The 19,034-nt window shown below is 34.9% G+C and carries 24 protein-coding genes and 3 pseudogenes; 22 read left to right on the top strand and 5 right to left on the bottom strand.

The window, feature by feature from the left end; translation table 11 throughout:
- Positions 1–509: 509 nt before the first annotated feature.
- Positions 510–947, bottom strand: a pseudogene (locus tag OMHG_RS04855) (ferritin-like domain-containing protein); the annotation flags it as partial.
- Positions 948–1,191: 244 nt separating this feature from the next.
- Here OMHG_RS04855 and OMHG_RS04850 point away from each other — a divergent pair.
- The 21 genes from OMHG_RS04850 (at position 1,192) to OMHG_RS04755 (ending at position 14,442) form a co-directional block, all read left to right on the top strand.
- Entirely contained in the window at positions 1,192–2,001 is an 810-nt protein-coding gene (locus OMHG_RS04850; protein WP_010648807.1) for a cupin domain-containing protein, read from the top strand.
- 143 nt (positions 2,002–2,144) lie between these two features.
- Positions 2,145–2,456 (top strand): hypothetical protein, encoded by a 312-nt coding sequence (locus tag OMHG_RS18745; protein ID WP_010648806.1) that lies wholly within the window; start codon positions 2,145–2,147, stop codon positions 2,454–2,456.
- Positions 2,447–2,791: a hypothetical protein gene (locus tag OMHG_RS18740; protein ID WP_202594343.1), complete on the top strand. Its 345-nt coding sequence runs from the start codon at positions 2,447–2,449 to the stop codon at positions 2,789–2,791. The genes OMHG_RS18745 and OMHG_RS18740 overlap by 10 nt, the downstream gene beginning before the upstream one ends.
- Complete coding sequence (locus tag OMHG_RS04840) at positions 2,791–3,549, top strand: cytochrome c biogenesis CcdA family protein (RefSeq protein ID WP_010648805.1); 759 nt, start codon at positions 2,791–2,793, stop codon at positions 3,547–3,549. The genes OMHG_RS18740 and OMHG_RS04840 overlap by 1 nt, the downstream gene beginning before the upstream one ends.
- 18 nt (positions 3,550–3,567) lie before the next feature.
- Positions 3,568–4,161 carry a peroxiredoxin family protein gene (locus tag OMHG_RS04835; protein ID WP_010648804.1) on the top strand — a complete coding sequence of 198 codons (594 nt, stop codon included), beginning with the start codon at positions 3,568–3,570 and terminating at the stop codon, positions 4,159–4,161.
- 30 nt (positions 4,162–4,191) lie between these two features.
- Positions 4,192–4,875 carry a response regulator transcription factor gene (locus OMHG_RS04830; RefSeq protein WP_010648803.1) on the top strand — a complete coding sequence of 228 codons (684 nt, stop codon included), beginning with the start codon at positions 4,192–4,194 and terminating at the stop codon, positions 4,873–4,875.
- Positions 4,876–4,936: 61 nt separating this feature from the next.
- Positions 4,937–5,947 carry a sensor histidine kinase gene (locus tag OMHG_RS04825; RefSeq protein WP_237566135.1) on the top strand — a complete coding sequence of 337 codons (1,011 nt, stop codon included), beginning with the start codon at positions 4,937–4,939 and terminating at the stop codon, positions 5,945–5,947.
- Positions 5,948–6,005: 58 nt separating this feature from the next.
- Entirely contained in the window at positions 6,006–6,395 is a 390-nt protein-coding gene (locus tag OMHG_RS04820) for an OsmC family protein (RefSeq protein ID WP_010648801.1), read from the top strand.
- Between the two features lie 341 nt (positions 6,396–6,736).
- Entirely contained in the window at positions 6,737–7,288 is a 552-nt protein-coding gene (locus tag OMHG_RS04815; RefSeq protein ID WP_010648799.1) for a sulfurtransferase TusA family protein, read from the top strand.
- Between the two features lie 12 nt (positions 7,289–7,300).
- The gene (locus OMHG_RS04810) at positions 7,301–7,696 is read left to right on the top strand and encodes a DsrE/DsrF/DrsH-like family protein (RefSeq protein ID WP_010648798.1); all 396 of its coding nucleotides are present in this window, start codon (positions 7,301–7,303) and stop codon (positions 7,694–7,696) included.
- An 83-nt stretch (positions 7,697–7,779) separates the two neighbouring features.
- On the top strand, positions 7,780–8,907 hold the full coding sequence (locus tag OMHG_RS04805) for an MBL fold metallo-hydrolase (protein ID WP_010648797.1): 1,128 nt from the start codon (positions 7,780–7,782) through the stop codon (positions 8,905–8,907).
- A gap of 32 nt (positions 8,908–8,939) precedes the next feature.
- Positions 8,940–9,167: a sulfurtransferase TusA family protein gene (locus tag OMHG_RS04800; RefSeq protein WP_010648796.1), complete on the top strand. Its 228-nt coding sequence runs from the start codon at positions 8,940–8,942 to the stop codon at positions 9,165–9,167.
- Positions 9,168–9,230: 63 nt separating this feature from the next.
- On the top strand, positions 9,231–10,010 hold the full coding sequence (locus tag OMHG_RS04795) for a sulfite exporter TauE/SafE family protein (protein WP_010648795.1): 780 nt from the start codon (positions 9,231–9,233) through the stop codon (positions 10,008–10,010).
- 58 nt (positions 10,011–10,068) lie between these two features.
- Complete coding sequence (locus tag OMHG_RS04790; protein ID WP_010648794.1) at positions 10,069–10,365, top strand: rhodanese-like domain-containing protein; 297 nt, start codon at positions 10,069–10,071, stop codon at positions 10,363–10,365.
- Positions 10,366–10,376: 11 nt separating this feature from the next.
- The gene (locus tag OMHG_RS04785) at positions 10,377–12,071 is read left to right on the top strand and encodes an FAD-dependent oxidoreductase (protein WP_010648793.1); all 1,695 of its coding nucleotides are present in this window, start codon (positions 10,377–10,379) and stop codon (positions 12,069–12,071) included.
- A gap of 207 nt (positions 12,072–12,278) precedes the next feature.
- A complete protein-coding gene (locus OMHG_RS04780) occupies positions 12,279–12,635 on the top strand; it encodes a rhodanese-like domain-containing protein (RefSeq protein WP_049887919.1) in 357 nt (118 codons plus the stop codon).
- On the top strand, positions 12,625–12,885 hold the full coding sequence (locus tag OMHG_RS04775) for a metal-sensitive transcriptional regulator (RefSeq protein WP_010648789.1): 261 nt from the start codon (positions 12,625–12,627) through the stop codon (positions 12,883–12,885). Before OMHG_RS04780 ends, OMHG_RS04775 begins: the two co-directional genes overlap by 11 nt.
- 178 nt (positions 12,886–13,063) lie before the next feature.
- The gene (locus OMHG_RS04770) at positions 13,064–13,423 is read left to right on the top strand and encodes a rhodanese-like domain-containing protein (RefSeq protein WP_010648787.1); all 360 of its coding nucleotides are present in this window, start codon (positions 13,064–13,066) and stop codon (positions 13,421–13,423) included.
- 15 nt (positions 13,424–13,438) lie between these two features.
- Entirely contained in the window at positions 13,439–13,738 is a 300-nt protein-coding gene (locus tag OMHG_RS04765; protein WP_010648785.1) for a rhodanese-like domain-containing protein, read from the top strand.
- A 30-nt stretch (positions 13,739–13,768) separates the two neighbouring features.
- Positions 13,769–14,155 (top strand): DUF302 domain-containing protein, encoded by a 387-nt coding sequence (locus OMHG_RS04760; RefSeq protein WP_010648783.1) that lies wholly within the window; start codon positions 13,769–13,771, stop codon positions 14,153–14,155.
- 50 nt (positions 14,156–14,205) lie between these two features.
- Positions 14,206–14,442 (top strand): glutaredoxin family protein, encoded by a 237-nt coding sequence (locus OMHG_RS04755; RefSeq protein WP_010648781.1) that lies wholly within the window; start codon positions 14,206–14,208, stop codon positions 14,440–14,442.
- 492 nt (positions 14,443–14,934) lie between these two features.
- Here OMHG_RS04755 and OMHG_RS18250 read toward each other — a convergent pair.
- Positions 14,935–15,099, bottom strand: a pseudogene (locus tag OMHG_RS18250) (IS256 family transposase); the annotation flags it as partial.
- A 185-nt stretch (positions 15,100–15,284) separates the two neighbouring features.
- Positions 15,285–15,893 (bottom strand): restriction endonuclease, encoded by a 609-nt coding sequence (locus tag OMHG_RS04750; protein ID WP_010648780.1) that lies wholly within the window; start codon positions 15,891–15,893, stop codon positions 15,285–15,287.
- Between the two features lie 210 nt (positions 15,894–16,103).
- Here OMHG_RS04750 and OMHG_RS04745 point away from each other — a divergent pair.
- Positions 16,104–16,590 (top strand): annotated as a pseudogene (locus OMHG_RS04745) (LURP-one-related/scramblase family protein).
- Between the two features lie 308 nt (positions 16,591–16,898).
- Here OMHG_RS04745 and OMHG_RS04740 read toward each other — a convergent pair.
- Positions 16,899–18,101, bottom strand: coding sequence for a spr1629 family repressor/antitoxin (locus tag OMHG_RS04740; protein WP_010648778.1), 1,203 nt, complete (start codon positions 18,099–18,101; stop codon positions 16,899–16,901).
- A gap of 41 nt (positions 18,102–18,142) precedes the next feature.
- Positions 18,143–18,889, bottom strand: coding sequence for a spr1630 family ClpXP-sensitive toxin (locus tag OMHG_RS04735; RefSeq protein WP_010648776.1), 747 nt, complete (start codon positions 18,887–18,889; stop codon positions 18,143–18,145).
- Positions 18,890–19,034: the final 145 nt, after the last annotated feature.

Here is a 19,034-nt window from a genome sequence, read left to right as displayed (position 1 = left end):
ATCAGCGGTATGGTTGGGGGACGAATCAGCCTAACAGTGTAAAACTGGAGGATTTCATCGATTTTAGTTATTCAGTTTATGAAGAAGGTTGAAGATAGACTTCTTGACGTAAATGAACAAGGGGATTTACTATTGCTAGAAAAGTGTGCTTATAGTAATAACAACGGGCTTCTAACTTGTTTATAATAACTACTTCGATATATGAGTATAAATAAAAAATAAGCAGTTCAATTCATTCGCGTGTAAATTGAACTGTTTATTTTTATTGAAAATCAATGTTGTTTTATGATCAAAGTAACTCATATAACATATCACTAATTGAAATTTGCAATTTGAGATATTAGCATATATTCATTGTCATAGTTTATTCAAGAAAATTTATATTAAAATAATTTGTTAAGTTCTATCAGAGGTAGATGGAAATTTTTAGTCTCATCAAAACTAACTTGTGGTTCATTAAACAGAAGAGATGGGTATCCTAATTACGATGGTGGGGGGGCAGACTCAATTTAGTTTCGTGCAAGGCCTCTTTCAAATGCCGCTAGATGATTTATAGAAGCATTGCGCAGTTGGGTAAAGACTAATCGAACATCATTTGGAATATTAAGGACTAAAAATTTTTCATACATCGAAATATTGTCTATCTCACCTTGTACACAAGTAGCGTATGCCGCTTTAATGTTTTCCGGAGTAGTAATGAATGTGTACGATATATCTTCAGGTAGAGGAATCTGATAGCGATAAAAAAGGGGTAATAGTGCATTGATATGTCTTAATTCAGCATCCCTTATTTGCGCAAATGGACGAATATATCCAAAGGTTTCCAAAATATTATTGTATCTTGCTTGAGCTAAATACTCGTCTTGGAGGGCATAAGTCAACATTTGAGGCAAGGTTAATGTGGAGGCATTTAATGCCCCAGTTGCACCGTAATTATTAATTTGTCGTAATGGATTAGAATAATACAAATAGTTCTCCTCCCAGTATCTAAATTTTATTTATCTTATGCTATATGTTGGGTTGTTGTTCAATTTACAACACAGGGAAACAGGGAGCCATTACTTTTGTTTGCCCCTTTAATGAATAATATTAAAAAACTGCAGATAAACTTCAATAAACGTCAATATACAAAAGTACATTTATTAAGAATGATACATAGGATACATATGACAATAATGGAGGAGTGAGAAGATGTATTATTCACCATATATGTATCCAAATTACTATGTAAGTGTTCCAATGCACCATGTTCGCCAACATCCTATATATTGGGGTTACCCACAAGAAACAAATATGGGGAGCATGTATCAACCAACGCAAATAGAAGATAGAGCAAAAAATATGGCATTTAAAGATCAAGGGAAACAGCCATTCGTAATAAATATAGAGGAAGCTGCGGAAAGGAATCGCAACTTTCGCACGGCAATATGGACCGGAAATCATTTACAGGTTACATTGATGAGTATTGGTGTTGGAGAAGACATTGGTTTGGAAGTCCATCCAGATGTAGATCAATTTCTACGTATTGAAGAAGGTCAGGGGCTTGTTCAAATGGGTGACACCGAAAATAATTTGAACTATGAAAGAAGGGTTTCTGAAGATTATGCTATCATGGTTCCTGCTGGTAAATGGCATAATTTAACAAACACTGGAAATAAGCCATTAAAGTTATATACCATTTATGCACCTCCAGAACATCCATTTGGAACGATTCACCAAACGAAAGCAGATGCAATGGCTGCGGAAGAAGGCGGTAATTCGGCCAATCCAACTTATTTCGGTAGAACTCCAGATGAATGGGTACAGTATACAGAGTTTTTAGTGAAAGAAGGATTAGAAGACGTTAAGAGAGGAATAAATGCTACACATATCCTTCAAGAGTTTATTCTCATGGGAGTTCTCGTTGGAAAAGGCTATTCTCCTGAAAGAGCATATGAGACTGTAGAAGAATGGGAACGTACGGGAGAATCAAAACTTCTTCAGCAAAGTAAAAATATGTAGGGATAGTCTAGTATTAAATGGGGTTTGTCATTTTGACAAAACTCCTTTTTTTATTTTTATGAAATGTTAAATGTAACTTTCATCAAATTTTCACATTGGAAGGGTAAGGTACATTAGACGGAGTTTGAAAGTGAGGAAATACGATGGCTATAGCAAGTAAGTTAACAGCAATTGGTATAATTGCTCTAAGTTTCGCAGTAGGCTTTCTATCCTTCTATCTGTTAAGTGACTTAACTAGAGAGCAAAAGAAATTACAGGTAGAGGAAATAATATCGCAATTATTCAATTTTGTAATCTTTATTTGGATTGGGAAAATCTTAATAAACCTTTCCACTTTTATATCGGATCCTTTATCCATTTTGGCTTATCCGAGTGACTCAAAATCATTTTATTTTGCTATTGTATCAATAGCATTAATGCTTCTATATAAATCGAAACAAAAAACATGCAAGTAATTACCTTATTGGATTCTTTTGTCCATCTATTTCTTATTAGTTCGTTTGTATATGAGTTTATTCAATTCGTTGTAGTGGATAATTTCTATGCATTGGGATATTTAATTTTATTATCCATTTTAATCGCTATATTCTTTTTGTTACGGGAGCGTTTTACTACTTTGAAGATGTTGACGGTCATTGTTATAGTTTGGTCGATTGGTATGCTTATTTTAGGATTTGTTCAGCCTTTTGTGACGGTCTTTGGTTATATCATGGCACCATGGTTTGTTGGATTGTTTTTAGTAATGAGCGTCGGTATTTTAACTTATAAAATAAGAAGGGGGGCTACATAATGGGTATTATTGAGACTGATACGATGCTACTGGTAGGAATGCTATTAGCAATAGGAGCTGGTGCTTTATCATTTTTATCGCCATGTGTTTTGCCAATTTTCCCAGCCTATATGTCGTATATAACGGGCATTAGTGTAAAGGAATTACAAGGTAATAAGAATAGAAAAATAGTTCGCCAGTTATTCGCTCATTCGTTCTTCTTCCTTTTAGCAGTTTCCCTAGTATTCCTTAGTTTAGGTGCCAGTGCTTCGTTTTTAGGACAATGGGCGCAAAAACTCTTGGTTGGTGATTCTGGACTACTCATTCAGCGGATAGCAGGAGTTTTTATTATTATAATGGGGTTATTTATAGCGGGTTGGATCCAAATACCGTCTCTAATGAAGGAACGGCGGTTTCATTATACGAAAAAACCAGCTGGATATGTTGGGACATTCTTTATTGGGCTTGGGTTTGCTGCTGGATGGACACCTTGCATCGGACCAATTTTCGGTTCCATTCTACTCTTAGCTGCTAGTAATCCCGGTCAAGGAATGTTTTATACGATTATGTATGTATTTGGATTTGCATTACCATTTCTGGTCTTAACATTCTTTATTGGGAAAACGAAATGGATAGTACGGCATAGCAACATCATAATGAAGATAGGTGCCATCATGATGATTTTGATGGGATTCGTTCTATTCTTCGGATTAATGCCACGTATTTCAGGATTCTTACTAGATTTAGTACAAGATACTTGGTTATCAAGATTAGGGTAAACTTAGGAGGTGTTTGTGATGAAAAAATGGATTCTTTTAGTTGTAGTGATAGGTATGGTAGGCTGGGCAGTCTATGATTTCCTCGACTCAAACAAAAAGTCTGCGGTCCATTTTGAAAATGTAGAGGAGCTACAAGAAGTAGAGGCTGAAGCTACAGATGAAGGAGTAGAAGAAAATCAGAAGCCTGTTATTGGTTTGGAAGTTGGGAACAAGGCACCAGATTTTCAACTAGATACGTTAAGTGGGGACAGTGTAAAATTATCGGACTTTCGTGGACACCGTGTAATGATTAATTTTTGGGCAACATGGTGTCCACCATGTCGAGCAGAAATGCCTGATATGGAAAAGTTCCATCAAGATAAGGATATTGTTATTTTAGCAGTTAATCTAACCAATTCGGAATCTACTGTAGAAGATATAGAGAACTTTGCTGACGAATATAAACTAACTTTTCCAGTTTTAATGGATTCCAATTTAGACGTAGCAAATCTCTATGCAATCCAACCAATTCCAACTACTTATATGGTTGATTCCAACGGATTGATTAGTTACAAGGCATATGGTGCAATGAATTACGATTTGATGGTGCAGGAATTTGAGAAGATGGAGTAAATTACATATGATGGGCAAAGAGGTGAGAGAATGAAACAAACCATATTAATTGTTGAAGACGATAAAATGATACGTGATTTAATCAGCATTTATTTGAAAAAATCAGGCTATGATGTTGTGGAGGCTGTAGATGGAGAGGAAGCAAAGGAAGTATTTCTATCGAAACATCCTTGTCTTATCATACTAGATCTAATGCTCCCTAAACTTAGTGGAGAAGAATTTTGTACATGGGTTCGGGAACAAGAGAGAAATGAAGTATCGATCATTATGCTATCTGCTAAATCACGTATAGAGGATAAAATTAATGGGTTAAAGATTGGGGCAGATGATTATATAGTGAAACCATTTGAACCAGAGGAACTTCTAGCTCATATTGAAGCTGTACTACGGCGAACAGGGCAATTTTGCCAGAAGATTACTTATGATGGATTATGTATTAAACCTCGAAAAGGGGAAGTTTTACTTTTGGATCAAGAAGTAAAACTAACGAAGCATGAGTTCAATCTTTTATATTATTTTATGGAGAATCCGAATACGGTTATCTCTAGAGAAAGCCTTTTGAATCAACTATATCCTTATGCGGACAAATTAATACTAGACCGGACAATAGATGCACATATAAAGAAACTAAGGAAAAAAATCGAAGAAAATCCAGCTGTACCTAAACGAATTATTACGGTCCGAGGAATGGGGTATAAATTTGTTACGGAATAAAATAAGAAAGGTGCTTGTTCCCAAACAATTTCTTTTTCGATTAACGTTTATTAACATATTAGTGATTGCTGCATTTGTAGGTTTAAGTAGTTGGGCAATTTATAATACTGCATGTGTTCTTGCGGATGGATTAACTTCAATGAGTAATCAAAAACAAGCTCAATTCGAGACGACATTATTTCAATACTTGTGGATATTCAGTATTTCTACCATTATTATTGGTAGTCTTATTCATTTCTATTTAACCAAAAAGTTGATTCATCCATTAAAAGAACTAATTTCCTCTACTAAAAGGATGAAACAGGGTGAATATCCTAATCCTATTCAAGCTAAATCAGATGGTGAAATAGGCGAATTAATTAGTCATTTTAATGATTTAATTAAACAGCTTGAGGATAATGAACTTCATCGACAAAAACTAGTTTCTGATTTATCCCATGAGTTTCGTACTCCTCTATCCAACTTAAAAGGGTATCTCCGTGCATTACAAAGTGGAGTGATTCAAGGAGACGAAAAGCTATACCAATCTTTATTCAATGAATCAAAGCGGCTTATTCATTTGGTAGAGCAGATGGAACAACTGAAAGAATGGGATCACGTATCAACCCAGAGTTTTTCAGAAAAATCACTTGTTCAAATTGAAAAGATAGTGGAACAATCGATAGAAATGTTTCGCTGGGCAATAGAACAGGAAGACATTAACATGCAAGTAGACGTTGCACCGAGTATTATTAAACTAAATAGTGGTGCAATCTCACAAGTCATTAGTAATTTACTTGATAATGCCATTCGCTACTATGAGGGTAGTGGGTCAATAACAATCAAGGGAATAGATTCTCAATCAGAGTATAGGCTTAGTATAGCTGGACCCGGAAAATCTCTTTCGATTGATGAGCAGGAACGAATTTTTGAACGGTTTTATCGTGTTGACCATTCGAGATCACGAGAATATGGCGGTTCTGGTTTAGGGCTTGCTATTTCAAAAGAGATTATTGAACATCACCGAGGAAAGATAGGTGTTATTTCAGAAGAGAATGTGCATACCTTTTGGTTTAGTCTGCCTAAAGGATAAGTATTGACTTTTAGCTATCTCATGAGGGCATTATTAAAAAATAAGAGAGGCGAATAAAATGAAGTTTAATTTTAAGGACTCAGGAGCGTTAGAAGCAGAATTTGAATATGGTAAACTTGATATTTCGAGTAATTCGGAACTTGGCTTTCGACCAGTACAGCTACTCGTTTCGTCACTTGTGGGGTGTAGTGGGGGATTATTAAAGAAGGTAATGGAAAAGAAACGTATTGCTTTTGATACAATTAAAATGGAGGTAGAAATCGAACGTAATGAGGAAGAAGCGAATAAAGTTACAAAAATAGTGTTACATTTCATTGTTTTTGGTAAGAATTTAAGTATTTCAAAAGTCCAAAAATCGCTTGACCTTGCAATCAAAAACTGTGCCATGATTCAGTCTGTTAATAGTGCTATTGAAGTTGTTGAAACAATAGAAGTTAGAGAAAAGTAGGTCGGGTGAGCATTGTTGGTAAAAGGAAGGTGTTGGAAAGGTTCTACCATATTAATGAGCGTGGGAAGATTAATCTAAATCTAAACAATCAAAACCTGTCTCATTCTAGAACCATCCAAAAAAATAGAAATCAAAGGGTTGACATTTTACCCTAGGGGGTATATTATTGGTCTTGTAATTGATTTTCAACAAGCTAAATCAATGGAGATCTATAAAAGGTATACTGCAAACGTCGTTATCAATAACGACTAATTTATTGCTAAATATTATACCCATAGAGGTATAATAAATACCAAATCGTAAATTTTTTTGTTAAAAATAATACCGTGGGGGGTAAATGTATGATTCAAGCAAATCACCAATTAGATGCAAAAGGCTTAGCTTGTCCAATGCCAATTGTGAAAACTAAAAAAGCAATTACGGATCTTGAAGATGGTCAAGTATTGGAAGTTCAAGCTACAGACAAAGGATCTAAAGCTGATTTAGCAGCATGGGCAAGCACTGTTGGACACCAATATCTAGGAACATTGGAAGAAGGCGATGTTCTTTATCATTACATTCGCAAAGGCTCTAATGAACCAGAAGTGGAAAAAACATTTGAACACACTGTTTCACTTGATGAAATTGAATCAGGTGACGGTTTAATTTTAGATGTGCGTGAAGCAGCAGAATATGCATTTGGTCATATTCAAGGTGCAAAGTCCATTCCAATGGGTGAATTAGAATCACGCCTTGAAGAATTGGATAAAGAAAAAGAAATCTATGTAATCTGCCGTACAGGGAAACGTTCTGATTTGGCAGCACAACTATTAGCAAACAATGGTTATAAAAAAGTTTATAACGTTCTACCGGGTATGAATGAGTGGAACGGAAAAATAACAAAAGAAATCTAGGAGGAATTTATTATGTCAGAAAAAGTAGCTATTATCGCAGCAAACGGTGGAATGTTTGATGCATACAAAGTATTCAATATCGCAACAGCAGCAGCAGCTTCAGAAAAAGAGGTACAAATCTTCTTCACTTTTGAAGGACTAAACTTAATTCATAAACAAGCAATGCACGCTTTAGAAATGCCAGCAGGAAAGGAACATTTTGCTGAAGGGTTTGAAAAGGAAAATGTTCCTACTATCCCACAACTAGTTGGGATGGCACAGGAACTAGGTGTTAAATTTATAGCATGTCAAATGACAATGGATGTTATGGGACTTACGAAAGAAGATTTCGTTGATGGTATAGAAGTTGGTGGAGCAGTAACATTCCTAGAATATGCAAAAGATGCATCACCAACATTAACTTTCTAATTAGATGATCAATCTTTATGCAGTGGAGAAATTCTCCACTGCTAAAAAATAATTTAAAATATACCTAGGGGGGTAATTCAATAATGACAGTAAATAAATGGACTGCAGCAGAAGTTGCTCGAAAAGTAATTGATAACGAAGAATTATTTATTTTAGATGTTCGTAATCATGATGCATTTGAGGATTGGAAAATTGAAGGACATAAATTCGAGTATTTAAATATCCCTTACTTCGAATTATTAGATGGTGTAGAAGAGATTTTGCCTAAACTTCCAACAGATAAGGAAGTATTAGTAGTATGTGCTAAGGAAGGATCTTCCGTTATGGTAGCAGAAATGCTTTCTGAAGCTGGTCGTGAAGTTGCATATCTTGAAGGTGGAATGAAATCTTGGAGTAGTTATCTAGAACCAATTAAAGTTTCCGATTTAGAAAATGGTGGGGAGCTATACCAATTTGTTCGTTTAGGAAAAGGTTGTTTATCTTATATGGTAATTTCTGAAGGCGAAGCAGCTATTATTGATGCAGTGCGTTTCACGGATGTATTCACAAACTTTGCGAAAGAAAAAGGAGTAGAAATCAAGCACGTATTTGATACACACCTACACGCAGATCATATTTCAGGTGGACGTCATATTGCAGCAAATACAGGAGCAACTTACTATCTACCACCAAAAGATGCGACAGAGGTAGTGTTTGATTACACGCCACTTACAGAAGGATTAAATGTAAAAATTGGTGCATCTCAAATTGATGTAAATGCACTTTATTCACCGGGTCATACCATTGGTTCTACTTCATTTGTTATCGACAATCAGTTCTTGTTAACAGGTGATATTTTATTTATCGACTCCATTGGTCGTCCCGATTTAGCAGGACTTGCGGAAGATTGGGTAGGTGACTTACGAGAAACATTATATTCCCGTTATCGTGAACTAGCTGAAGACCTAGTGGTGTTACCTGCACATTTCATGATTATTGATGAGTTAAATGAAGATGGTACAGTGGCTAGAAGATTAGGTGATTTGTTTAAAGAGAATCATGGATTAAACATCGAGGATGAAGCGGAATTCCGTCGTACTGTTACAGATAACCTACCACCACAGCCAAATGCGTATGAACAAATTCGTCAGGTAAATATGGGGAAAATCACACCTAATAATGACGAACAAACAGAAATGGAAATCGGTCCAAACCGTTGTGCAGTTCGCTAATTAATCAATAGAAAAAAATGGGGGTAAATTAAATGAACATTACAAAAACATTAGATGCAAAAGGCTTAGCATGTCCTATGCCAATTGTAAAAACTAAAAAAGCAATGGATACGATTAACTCTGGTGAAGTACTTGAAGTACTTTTAACAGATAAGGGTGCTTTAAATGATATCCCACCATGGGCTAAATCAGGTGGCCATACCGTATTAGAACAAAAAACAGAAGAGGATGTTCTGTACTTCTATATTCAAAAAGGATAAAGAAAACCAAATAGCGAGTAGCGTGAACTACTCGCTTTTCTAAATAAGAAAGAAGGTTTAGTAATGGATTTAACTTTTATCATCGTTGTGTTTGCAATTGGGTTTATTGGTTCCTTTTTATCCGGTATGTTAGGTGTTGGGGGTTCCATTATTAAATACCCAATGCTACTTTATATTCCCCCTTTATTTGGTCTAGTAGCATTTACAGCCCATGAGGTTTCTGGAATAAGTGCAGTACAAGTACTGTTTGCTTCCATTGCAGGTGTATGGGCATATCGAAAAGGTGGATACCTAAACAAGCAGCTCATCATTTATATGGGTGGAGCTATCCTAATAGGAAGTTTAATTGGTAGTTATGGATCGAGTTTCTTATCCGAGCAAGCAGTAAATGTTGTGTATGGTATTCTAGCTGTGATTGCAGCTGTAATGATGTTTGTACCAAAGAAAAAAATGGACGATGTACCATTAAATGAAGTTACCTTCAACAAGCCGCTAGCGGCAATATTAGCATTAATTGTGGGAATAGCATCTGGTATTGTCGGTGCGGCAGGAGGTTTTTTACTTGTACCAATCATGCTTACGGTTTTGCACATTCCAACACGAATGACGATTGCAACAAGTTTAGCAGTAACGTTCATTTCTTCTATCGGGGGAAGTGTTGGTAAAATTGCTACTGGACAAGTAGATTATTGGCCAGCTGCTATTATGATTGTAGCAAGTTTATTAGCGGCACCACTTGGAGCAAAAGTAGGAAAGAGAATGAATACCCGAATTTTACAAGTGATATTAGCACTTTTGATTGCGGGTACTGCTATTAAAATTTGGATAGATATTTTGACTTAAATAATATTTTAAACCTTCTAGATACGAAAATAGACAATAATAAAGGAGATGCAGACTGATGAAAAGTATATCAGCAGTAGAGTTACATGAGAAAATAAAAAATGGAGAAAACGTCCATATTATTGATGTCCGGGAAGACGTTGAAGTTGCAGAGGGGAAAATTCCTGAAGCTAAACATATTCCTTTGGGGGACATCCCAAATTCTTTAGACAAAATAGATAAAAATAAACATTATTACATGGTTTGTCGTTCTGGTGGAAGAAGTTCAAGAGCATGTGAATTTTTAATCAATCAAGGATACAATGTTACGAATATGACTGGCGGAATGTTAGCGTGGGTTGGTGAAATAGAATAGGAGGCTTAAATATGGGAAAGAAAGTACTGATTGTTGGTGGAGTTGCTGGTGGAGCTTCTGTCGCTGCACGAGTCAGAAGATTAGATGAAAGTGCAGAGATTATTATGTTTGAAAAAGGTCCTCACGTATCCTTTTCGAACTGTTCGTTACCTTATCATTTAAGCGGTATTGTAGAAGATAGCGAAAAGCTTGTTTTAATGTCTCCCGATATCTTTAAGAGTCGCTACAATATTGAAGCTAGGGTACAACAGGAAGTTATTCAAATTAATCGGGATAAGAAAACAATCACTGTAAAAGATTTGATCTCAGATAAAACATACGAAGAGGGCTATGATAAATTGGTGCTTTCCCCCGGTGCTTCACCTATTCGACCAAATTTAGAAGGCATAGACAATTCTAATGTTTTTACAGTACGAAACGTAGTCGATATTGAGAATATCAATTCATATATCAAGCAAAAAGGTATGAAGGATATCGCGGTCATCGGTGGTGGCTTTATTGGAGTAGAGGTTGCAGAAAATCTTAAACTTGCGAACTATAATGTAACATTAGTTGAGTTTGCAAATCAAGTAATGGCACCATTTGATTACGATATGGCTCAAATCCTTCATAAAGAAATGGTGGATCACGGAGTTGAACTTATTCTAGATGATGGGTTATCTAAAATTTCTGATGGATATATTACAACAAACTCCGGTAGGAAAATTGATGCGCAGGCAGTGGTATTAGCGATTGGTGTAAGACCTGAAACCAACTTGGCTAAGGAGGCAGGTCTTGAGATTGGAGAAACAGGAGCTATTAAGGTCGACTCCAATTACTTAACAAGTGATAGAGATATTTATGCAGTTGGGGATGCCATTGAAGTGTATCATCGTTTGTTACAAAAACAAACAAGACTAGCACTAGCTGGGCCAGCCCAAAAACAAGCCAGAGCGGCTGCAGATCATATGTATGGAATTCCAAATAGAAATATCGGTGTAATAGGATCATCATCCATCCATCTCTTTGATCTAAATGCAGCATCTACTGGACTTAATGCAAGAACAGCTGAGCAAGCAGGAATGATGTACGATTATGTTTACTTAATGCCGGGAGATAAAGTGGGACTCATGCCAGACAGCAATCCGATGCATTTTAAATTGGTTTATGAATATCCAACAGGTCGAATTTTAGGTGCGCAGGCAATTGGTAAAGGAAATGTAGATAAACGAATTGATATTATTGCAACCATGATTACAATGAATGGAACGTTGGAAGATTTGAAAGACCTAGAATTGACCTACTCCCCAATGCTAGGAACAGCTAAAGATGTCGTTAATCATGCCGCTTTAGTAGGGCTAAACCTACTACAAGGCAGATACAAAGAAGTAAAAGTTTCCCAAGTTCGAGAACTAGTAGAAAGTAATGCTTTTATTATTGATGCACGAGAAAAAGGTGAATATAATGCAGGTCATTTTAAAAACGCAGTTAATATTCCTTTAAGTGAGTTTAGACAGAGACTTGATGAAATTCCAAAAGGTCAGCCCGTATACATTCACTGTCGTTCAGGTCAAAGAAGTTATAATATGGTAATGGCATTACAAAATTTAGGATATGAGAATGTATACAACATTTCTGGTTCCTATTTGGGTGTAAACCTTTATGAATATTTTAATGATTTAGTTACTGGTAGAGAAAGAATAGTAACTGAATATAATTTTAAGTAGACTTAAAATCTGAAGAATATTATTTAACAGTATGAAACGGAGGTACATTATTTGGTGTATCCTCCATTTATTTTCTAATCTCAAGATGTGTATAAGTTTTGTTAAAGAAATCAAAAGCGACTAATAGAAAATAATATTGAAATCTTGACAATATACCTTATGGGGTATATTATTATTTATGTATTCCTTATTAAAAGGTGATCAATTATGATTATATATTTGCTATGTGTAGTTTTTGTTTTATTATGTTACGAATTATATAGAAGGTATTTCCCAATTATGGGAATAACTTGTAAGAATAGAATTGGCGAAAAGGATATCGTTATATTAGATTTAAGAGATTACAACGAAAAAGGAACTTTAAAAAATGTGGCAATGCAGATACCTTACGCTTATTTGAGAAGACACTACAGTGAGATTCCGGATCAGTCACTTCATGTTGTAGCGAGTGATCGAATGGATATTAATCTAGGGGTGAGATTTTTATTAAGAAAAGGATATAGTGTTAGTAGTTTCGAGATTATAGGTTGTGCATGTAAAGGAGGAATAATAGATGGAGTATGATAAATCTGTTATAAATCGTTTAAAACGTATTGAAGGTCAAATTAGAGGCGTATTAAATATGATTGAGCAAAATAAAGATTGTAGGGAAGTAATTACTCAATTATCAGCATCTCGTACTGGTATTGATCGTACAATTGGATTAATTGTAAGTATGAATTTAGAACAATGTGTTCGAGAGAATATTGAAAATGATGAAGATACGAAAGAACTTGTAAAAGAAGCAGTAAATTTATTAGTGAAAAGTAGATAAGGGTTCTAAAAATTTTCTTACTAAAAGGAAATTTAACAACCTTTTTCTTTTTAAATAAAACATACCCCGATGGGTATGTGGTTAAGTCTAGTCTAATGGAAGTAACCGAATGAAACAATTAGAACAGAAGGTAAAATGACATCAGATAAAAATTAAGAAAAGAGAAGGTGAAGGTAGAGTGGATATTATACAATGGATTTTTATTATTTTGATCGCACTCTTTGTGATCAATCGTTTTATTCCCAAAAAAGGCATTACGAATATAACTGTTCAAGAAGCAAAAGATAAATTTAAGGATAAAAGTGTTCAATTTATAGATGTCCGTACACCGGGTGAATATAAAGCAAATCATCGCAAACCGTTTAAAAATATCCCACTTTCCAACTTGCCTAGCCAAGTAGACAAATTGGAAAAACATAAAGAAGTTGTTGTTATATGTCAAAGCGGAATGAGAAGTGCAAAAGCAGCAAATATCCTGAAAAAACAAGGATTCGAAAATATTTACAATGTAAAAGGTGGAATGAGTGCTTGGTATTAGAAAGGATGACAAGTGATGGCAAAACAAATAGCACCAGAAGAAGTAGCTAAACGTCTTCAAAATAGTGAAGAAGTATTCATAATTGATGTTCGTGAAAATGGAGAAGTAGCTAGTGGTAAAATCCCAAGTGCCAACAACATTCCTTTAGGTCAGCTTGCATTACGAAAAGGTGAACTGGACAAGGAAAAGAGCTATGTGGTTGTTTGTCAATCAGGTAATCGAAGTAAAGCTGCCTGTGGAATACTAGAGGCATTAGGTTTCAAAGTTGAAGATATGGTCGGTGGAATGAATAATTGGAATGGAAACAGTGAATAAAAACTAAGTAGATAGGAGTGAAATCAAAAGATGTTTCATTACACAATAGAGACACACAAATCTAGAGAAGATGCCATTAAGTCATTGGAAGTAAATTTAAAGGAAGAAAAGTTTGGTGTTCAGTGGCAGTTTGACATTAAGGAAACATTGCAAAAGAAAGGATATGAACTAGACCATCCATTTACTGTTTTAGAAGTATGTAATCCTATAGAAGCGCAGCGTGTGTTGTCAACGAATCAGCTAATTGGATATTTCCTTCCATGTAAAATCGTTGTTTACGAGGATAATGAAGGGAAAACTAACATAGGGCTACCAAAACCAACTGCTCTAATTCAAATGGTAGAAGATGAAGAATTAAAGGAAATTGCAACCGACATTGAAGAAAGACTGATTGCCTGTATTGATAAAAGTAAGTAATCAAGTGAAGTTCAACAGGATTTTCATTTAGTAAAAGAGGTTATGTTCAAATGAATCAAACTGTCACGGTATATACATCAAGCTTCTGCCCTGTCTGTGGAATGGTAAAAAGCTTTCTAGACTCCTTTGATATCACTTATAAAGAAGTAATTGTAGACTTAAATCCTATAGCAAGGATGAAAGTAATAGGAAAAACGAAAAGATTGACGGTTCCGCAAACCAATATAAATGGAGAGTGGATAAGCGGGTTTGATCCGGAGAGAATGTTAAAGATATTGATTAAATGATCTCGTACTACTACGAATACGTAAAGACAGTAAGGATATAAACATTCTTTACTGTTTTTTTGTGATATAAAAATAAAGTTATATCATTAAAAAGGCATTATTCTAGCTTTAATATTCCTCTACAAAGGGTAACTTTTATGTACAACATAGAATTGAATACAGTGGTTAATTAAAGATAAAATAATATATGGTAACTATTAATAGTTACCAATAAAAGATACTATGCAGAGTAATAGTGCAATAAAGTTAGTGAAATACAGTGCCAGTCAATGTTTGGGTTGGTATCTATTAATGGTTACCATTCATATTTAAATGGCTATTTTGATGTTAGTGATTATCAAATGAGTGTATTACTTTGGATAATGGTTACTATTAATCGTAACTAATAGTAAAAGTGGATAGAAAGGTGAGAGGTGTAACTGCAGGAAAAGTGTTGATCTGATAGCTTTTATTCATAGTATGGGTTTGTCAAATAAAGTGTGTAAGTCCCTTTTACTCAAGATACTTTAACACTCTATGTTTTAGCTCATCTTGAAGAAGAAGTTGGTTCATAACCATTGCCCAGTTTTGATTATGGCCACCTTCCCATTTGGTTTCGAGTTCTTTTACCCGTAAAAATAATACTTTTAATAGGGCGTTCTCGTTGATATGTTCCCCTTAACTCAAAATCACTTAATCGGAACCTTACTTCAATTATATTGCAGGAGTCTATTTGGATTTGGGAAGAGAAATTTTAAAATAGGACCGAAATGTTTTTATTAATTAAAAATAAGGAGTATAGGAACGGTTTCCACGCATTATAATTACAAGCTATTGCGTAAAAATCCGTTTCAATACTCTTTTTATGCAAACTCCTCATTAGATTCATAAACCTTATTTGCCAACGCTTCAAGCCAATAAGTTACTAACTTTATTCCATCAATCAACTCAATGTTTAAGTCCTTAGCATACTTTCTAGCTGCAGGGCTAAAATTTGATGTTGTAACAACGTATCCTCCTTTAGCACCTCGTTTCACCATGTTTGAATGTATCAAGGCAATAGGAGTGAAATCAAGATTTTCCTTATACGCCTTAACTTGACCTAAATAAAGTCCATCTTCTCTTTCATGTTCAAAGTCTATCCCATAGTCTCCTGATTTCACGGTAGTAAATGCGTGTCCTCCATATTGATTTTTCATAATAGGTACAACAAAATCTTCAAATTGATAAGGTAGTTGTTTAAGAAAAAGGTCTGTTGATTTCAAGAACTCAATTTCTTGGTTATCGTTTTTAACACGAGGAAAATTGAATCGATAGTACAACCCCATAGCCATTGTTCTTTTTAATTCTAAACTAGTTTCTATCTTTCTAACGATTATGGCAGCCTCTTGCTCATCACGCTTCTTAATGTACCATATTAATCCGCCAATAATTATTAATAGTAGTATTATTATGAGTACCAAAACGTTCATAATAGACACCTCCTATTACCAATGTGAACATATTTAAATAGATTTATACTGAAGGATATACTTTCGATGGAACAGATAGAAGGGATCTATTCCGTAAGAGTATCTACAATTGAGTGACTTATCGAAACTTTCTAGGGATAAATCGTATAAAAAGTAATATTTTAGTAACTAGCCAGGTAAGTATCCCACTAAAGAAAGGGAGTCCTTACTTTGAAACAATTGTATATAAAACAAAAAGTAATGAGTTTTAACGACAAGTTCACGATAAAGGACGAGCAGGAGAATGATGCTTATTATGTGGAAGGAAGTTTTATGAAAATCCCAAAAACGTTCTCCATCTTGAATACAGCTGGAGCAGAGGTTGTTGCACTTATAACGAAAAAGGTGATCAGCTTCCTGCCAAAATTTAATGTTGAAGTGAACGGCCAAGAGGTATTAACGATTAATATAGAGTTTTCTCTGTTTAAACCACGTTATTCCATTGATGCCGCTGGGATAGAAGTGCAGGGGAACTGGTGGGATATAAACTTTGAAGTGTTACAGCATGGGGAAAGTGAATAAAGAATGGTTCGCATGGGGCGATAGCTACAAGGGACAAGTCCTGAACGAAAAGATGGAGACGATTATTATTGCACTCGTAATAGCCATTGATTGTGTGAAGGCTGACAACTCAGGAACTCTACCAGATATGACATAACATTAGTTTCAACAGCATTTACTAAGGAGATAGGTAATGCAGGCAAAGTTAGTTTGAAATACTACCAGTATGATTTACAAGGGAAAGCGATTTCCGAGAGCTCATACATCAATGAATGTCGATAAATAAAGCCCTACAAACAACTTATCTAGTGTGTGTCTGCAGAGCCTTTTATAGATTTCTATTCGAAAATGATTCTCCTATCCGTAATTACTACTAGTTCAGCTTATAGTTCTTTATAAATAAATATCGCTGTATAAAAAAAGATGAACAGCTAAGTTTACCTTTCTTTTTGGATAGATTTACTTCTATTTTCCAGAAACACGGGGTGAAAAATCTGTAACATTATCAAGGCCAAAATCTTGCTTGCTAATAAAATATTTATCAAAGAAGGTTGATTCAATTCCTGTCATTCGGTAGAAAAAAGTAACTTCAACTTTCCAATCGGTTTCAATCATGCGGCGAATGTCCAGTAGGCCCTTTTTTGAAACTAAATCAATTATTGACTTTACCTTCATCGGTTTTTGGATAGGTATTAATTCATCAAGAGGCTCTTTTTTTAAATATCCCTTCCTATGAAGTGCAGCATAAAAATTTCGATGCGTTTTTGGTTCGATAATCCTTAGTTTGGCTGCCCGGTAACCTAGTACTTGCAGTGAGACACTCCATTTCTTTTTTAAATCGATGTAAGCATCTGGATTAGTAATATGAAGTATGTCTTTCATATCATTCCTAAACTCATCCTCTGGCAAAAGGAATGTACCTGCAAAAATATTTGCCTCATTTTCTATATTCTTATGCTCCTTGCGATCTAGGTTAGTGAATTCAATACGATAGTGAAGTAGTATATGAGCTAGTTCATGGGCAATATCAAAGTTCCTTCGAGATGCGGAACGTTTCATATTTCCTAAAATGATGTACGGACGCTCATTATTAGTCCATAAACTATATGCATCAATTTCTTCTCCTAACGCCTTCTCGAAAATAAACACGCCACTTTTTTCAACTAAAAACATCAAATCCTCATTTGTATCATTCCTAAAACCAAGTTTTTTACGAGCTAGTTCAGCTACTTTATTAATTTGAACCAATCTATCATCGGTTGAATTATTCAGATAACTAATAACTTCGTCTCTTAAGCGAATAATCTGCATAGTGGGATACCTTACTTTTGCCGTTAAATAGTCAACAAATGTATCTAAATATTCTATATGTTTGGCTTCGGCCTGTGTCTTTGAGACTACATTCATAATCTTAGAACGGTAAGCTATGTTCATAACATTTACAGTTTCTGTTTTGTTTGTTTTCTTCAGTACATCATTAGTGTAAAAATACTTATTCTTAACATTGAAAACCTGTTTTAATTCGTTAATAACTTGCATTTTTGGAGATGTATAATTATTTTCGTATTGCCAAACCGCTTGTTCTGTTACACCTAATATATCAGAGAGCTGTTTTCTCGAATACCCATGCATGATACGAAGATTGGTTAAATTTTCACCAACAAACATGCTGCTCCCTCCTTATCTAACTACTTTAACAAATTGCTACTTCAGTCATTCTTTTCTTCTTCCTCAAGAATACCAATGTCAAATGCTGCTGGATCCATTATTTCATCACCTGCATCTGGAGCAACTACTTCGCGCTCTTCTTCTGTCAAGTCTGCTCCAGAAATATAAGCTGATAGATTTTCTACCTCGTAAGCTATATTATCTCCTGGATTCGGTAAATAATGCATAATTTCAGATACTTGATATGCTTCATCAAGTGCGTAAGTAAGTATATGAAATTCATTATAGGAGGATTTGAATTGCTCTATTTCACTCTTTATCCGATTTTCTGGGACCAAGAACGATAGTTGTTCAGAGCGTTCCACAGCAAATGCTGAAGCATCGTCAATTTTATTGGGAAATGCTATGTCTTTATTGATCTGTGATAGTTCGTGAAGATAAGTTCGTATACGGCCATTTCGCTTATTAGCTAGCTTTGCTTGGGAGAAACTTTCTTTATTAAAATAGGCAGCATTTTTGATTAAAAAAAGAATTTTAGAATCTCCATGTACAAATTGAAGATAGTCCCATGTTAACCCTGCTTTTGATTTCTTGTAAGTGAACCCATGTTCACTACATTCCTCTGCAACTTTACTTTCTATAAAGTTCCCTTTAGTCCAAGCAAAGGCAGAACTGATCTTCATATTTTTTCTCCGATCTTTTCGATGTTCGATGTAATCCCGGTAACCTTCTACTATTGCCTCGACTATCATCTTACTTTGTTCTGAATCGAATTTGTATTGTTCCATGCCCCTATCACTCCAATTCATTAAGTATACATCTGCTTCTATTTTAGTAGATAATTAGCAAAATGAAAATGATTTTTTTGATTTTTTTAAAGTTTAACATGAAAAACAATTAAATTATTATAGTCTAAGGGGTGTTGTGAAAAGC

It is taken from the genome of Oceanobacillus massiliensis str. N'diop (genome assembly GCF_000285495.1).
Taxonomy (GTDB): Bacteria; Bacillota; Bacilli; order Bacillales; family Amphibacillaceae; genus Oceanobacillus; species Oceanobacillus massiliensis.
The sequence above is the reverse complement of the archived record's forward strand: the minus strand, read 5'-3'. Positions and strand labels throughout refer to the sequence as shown.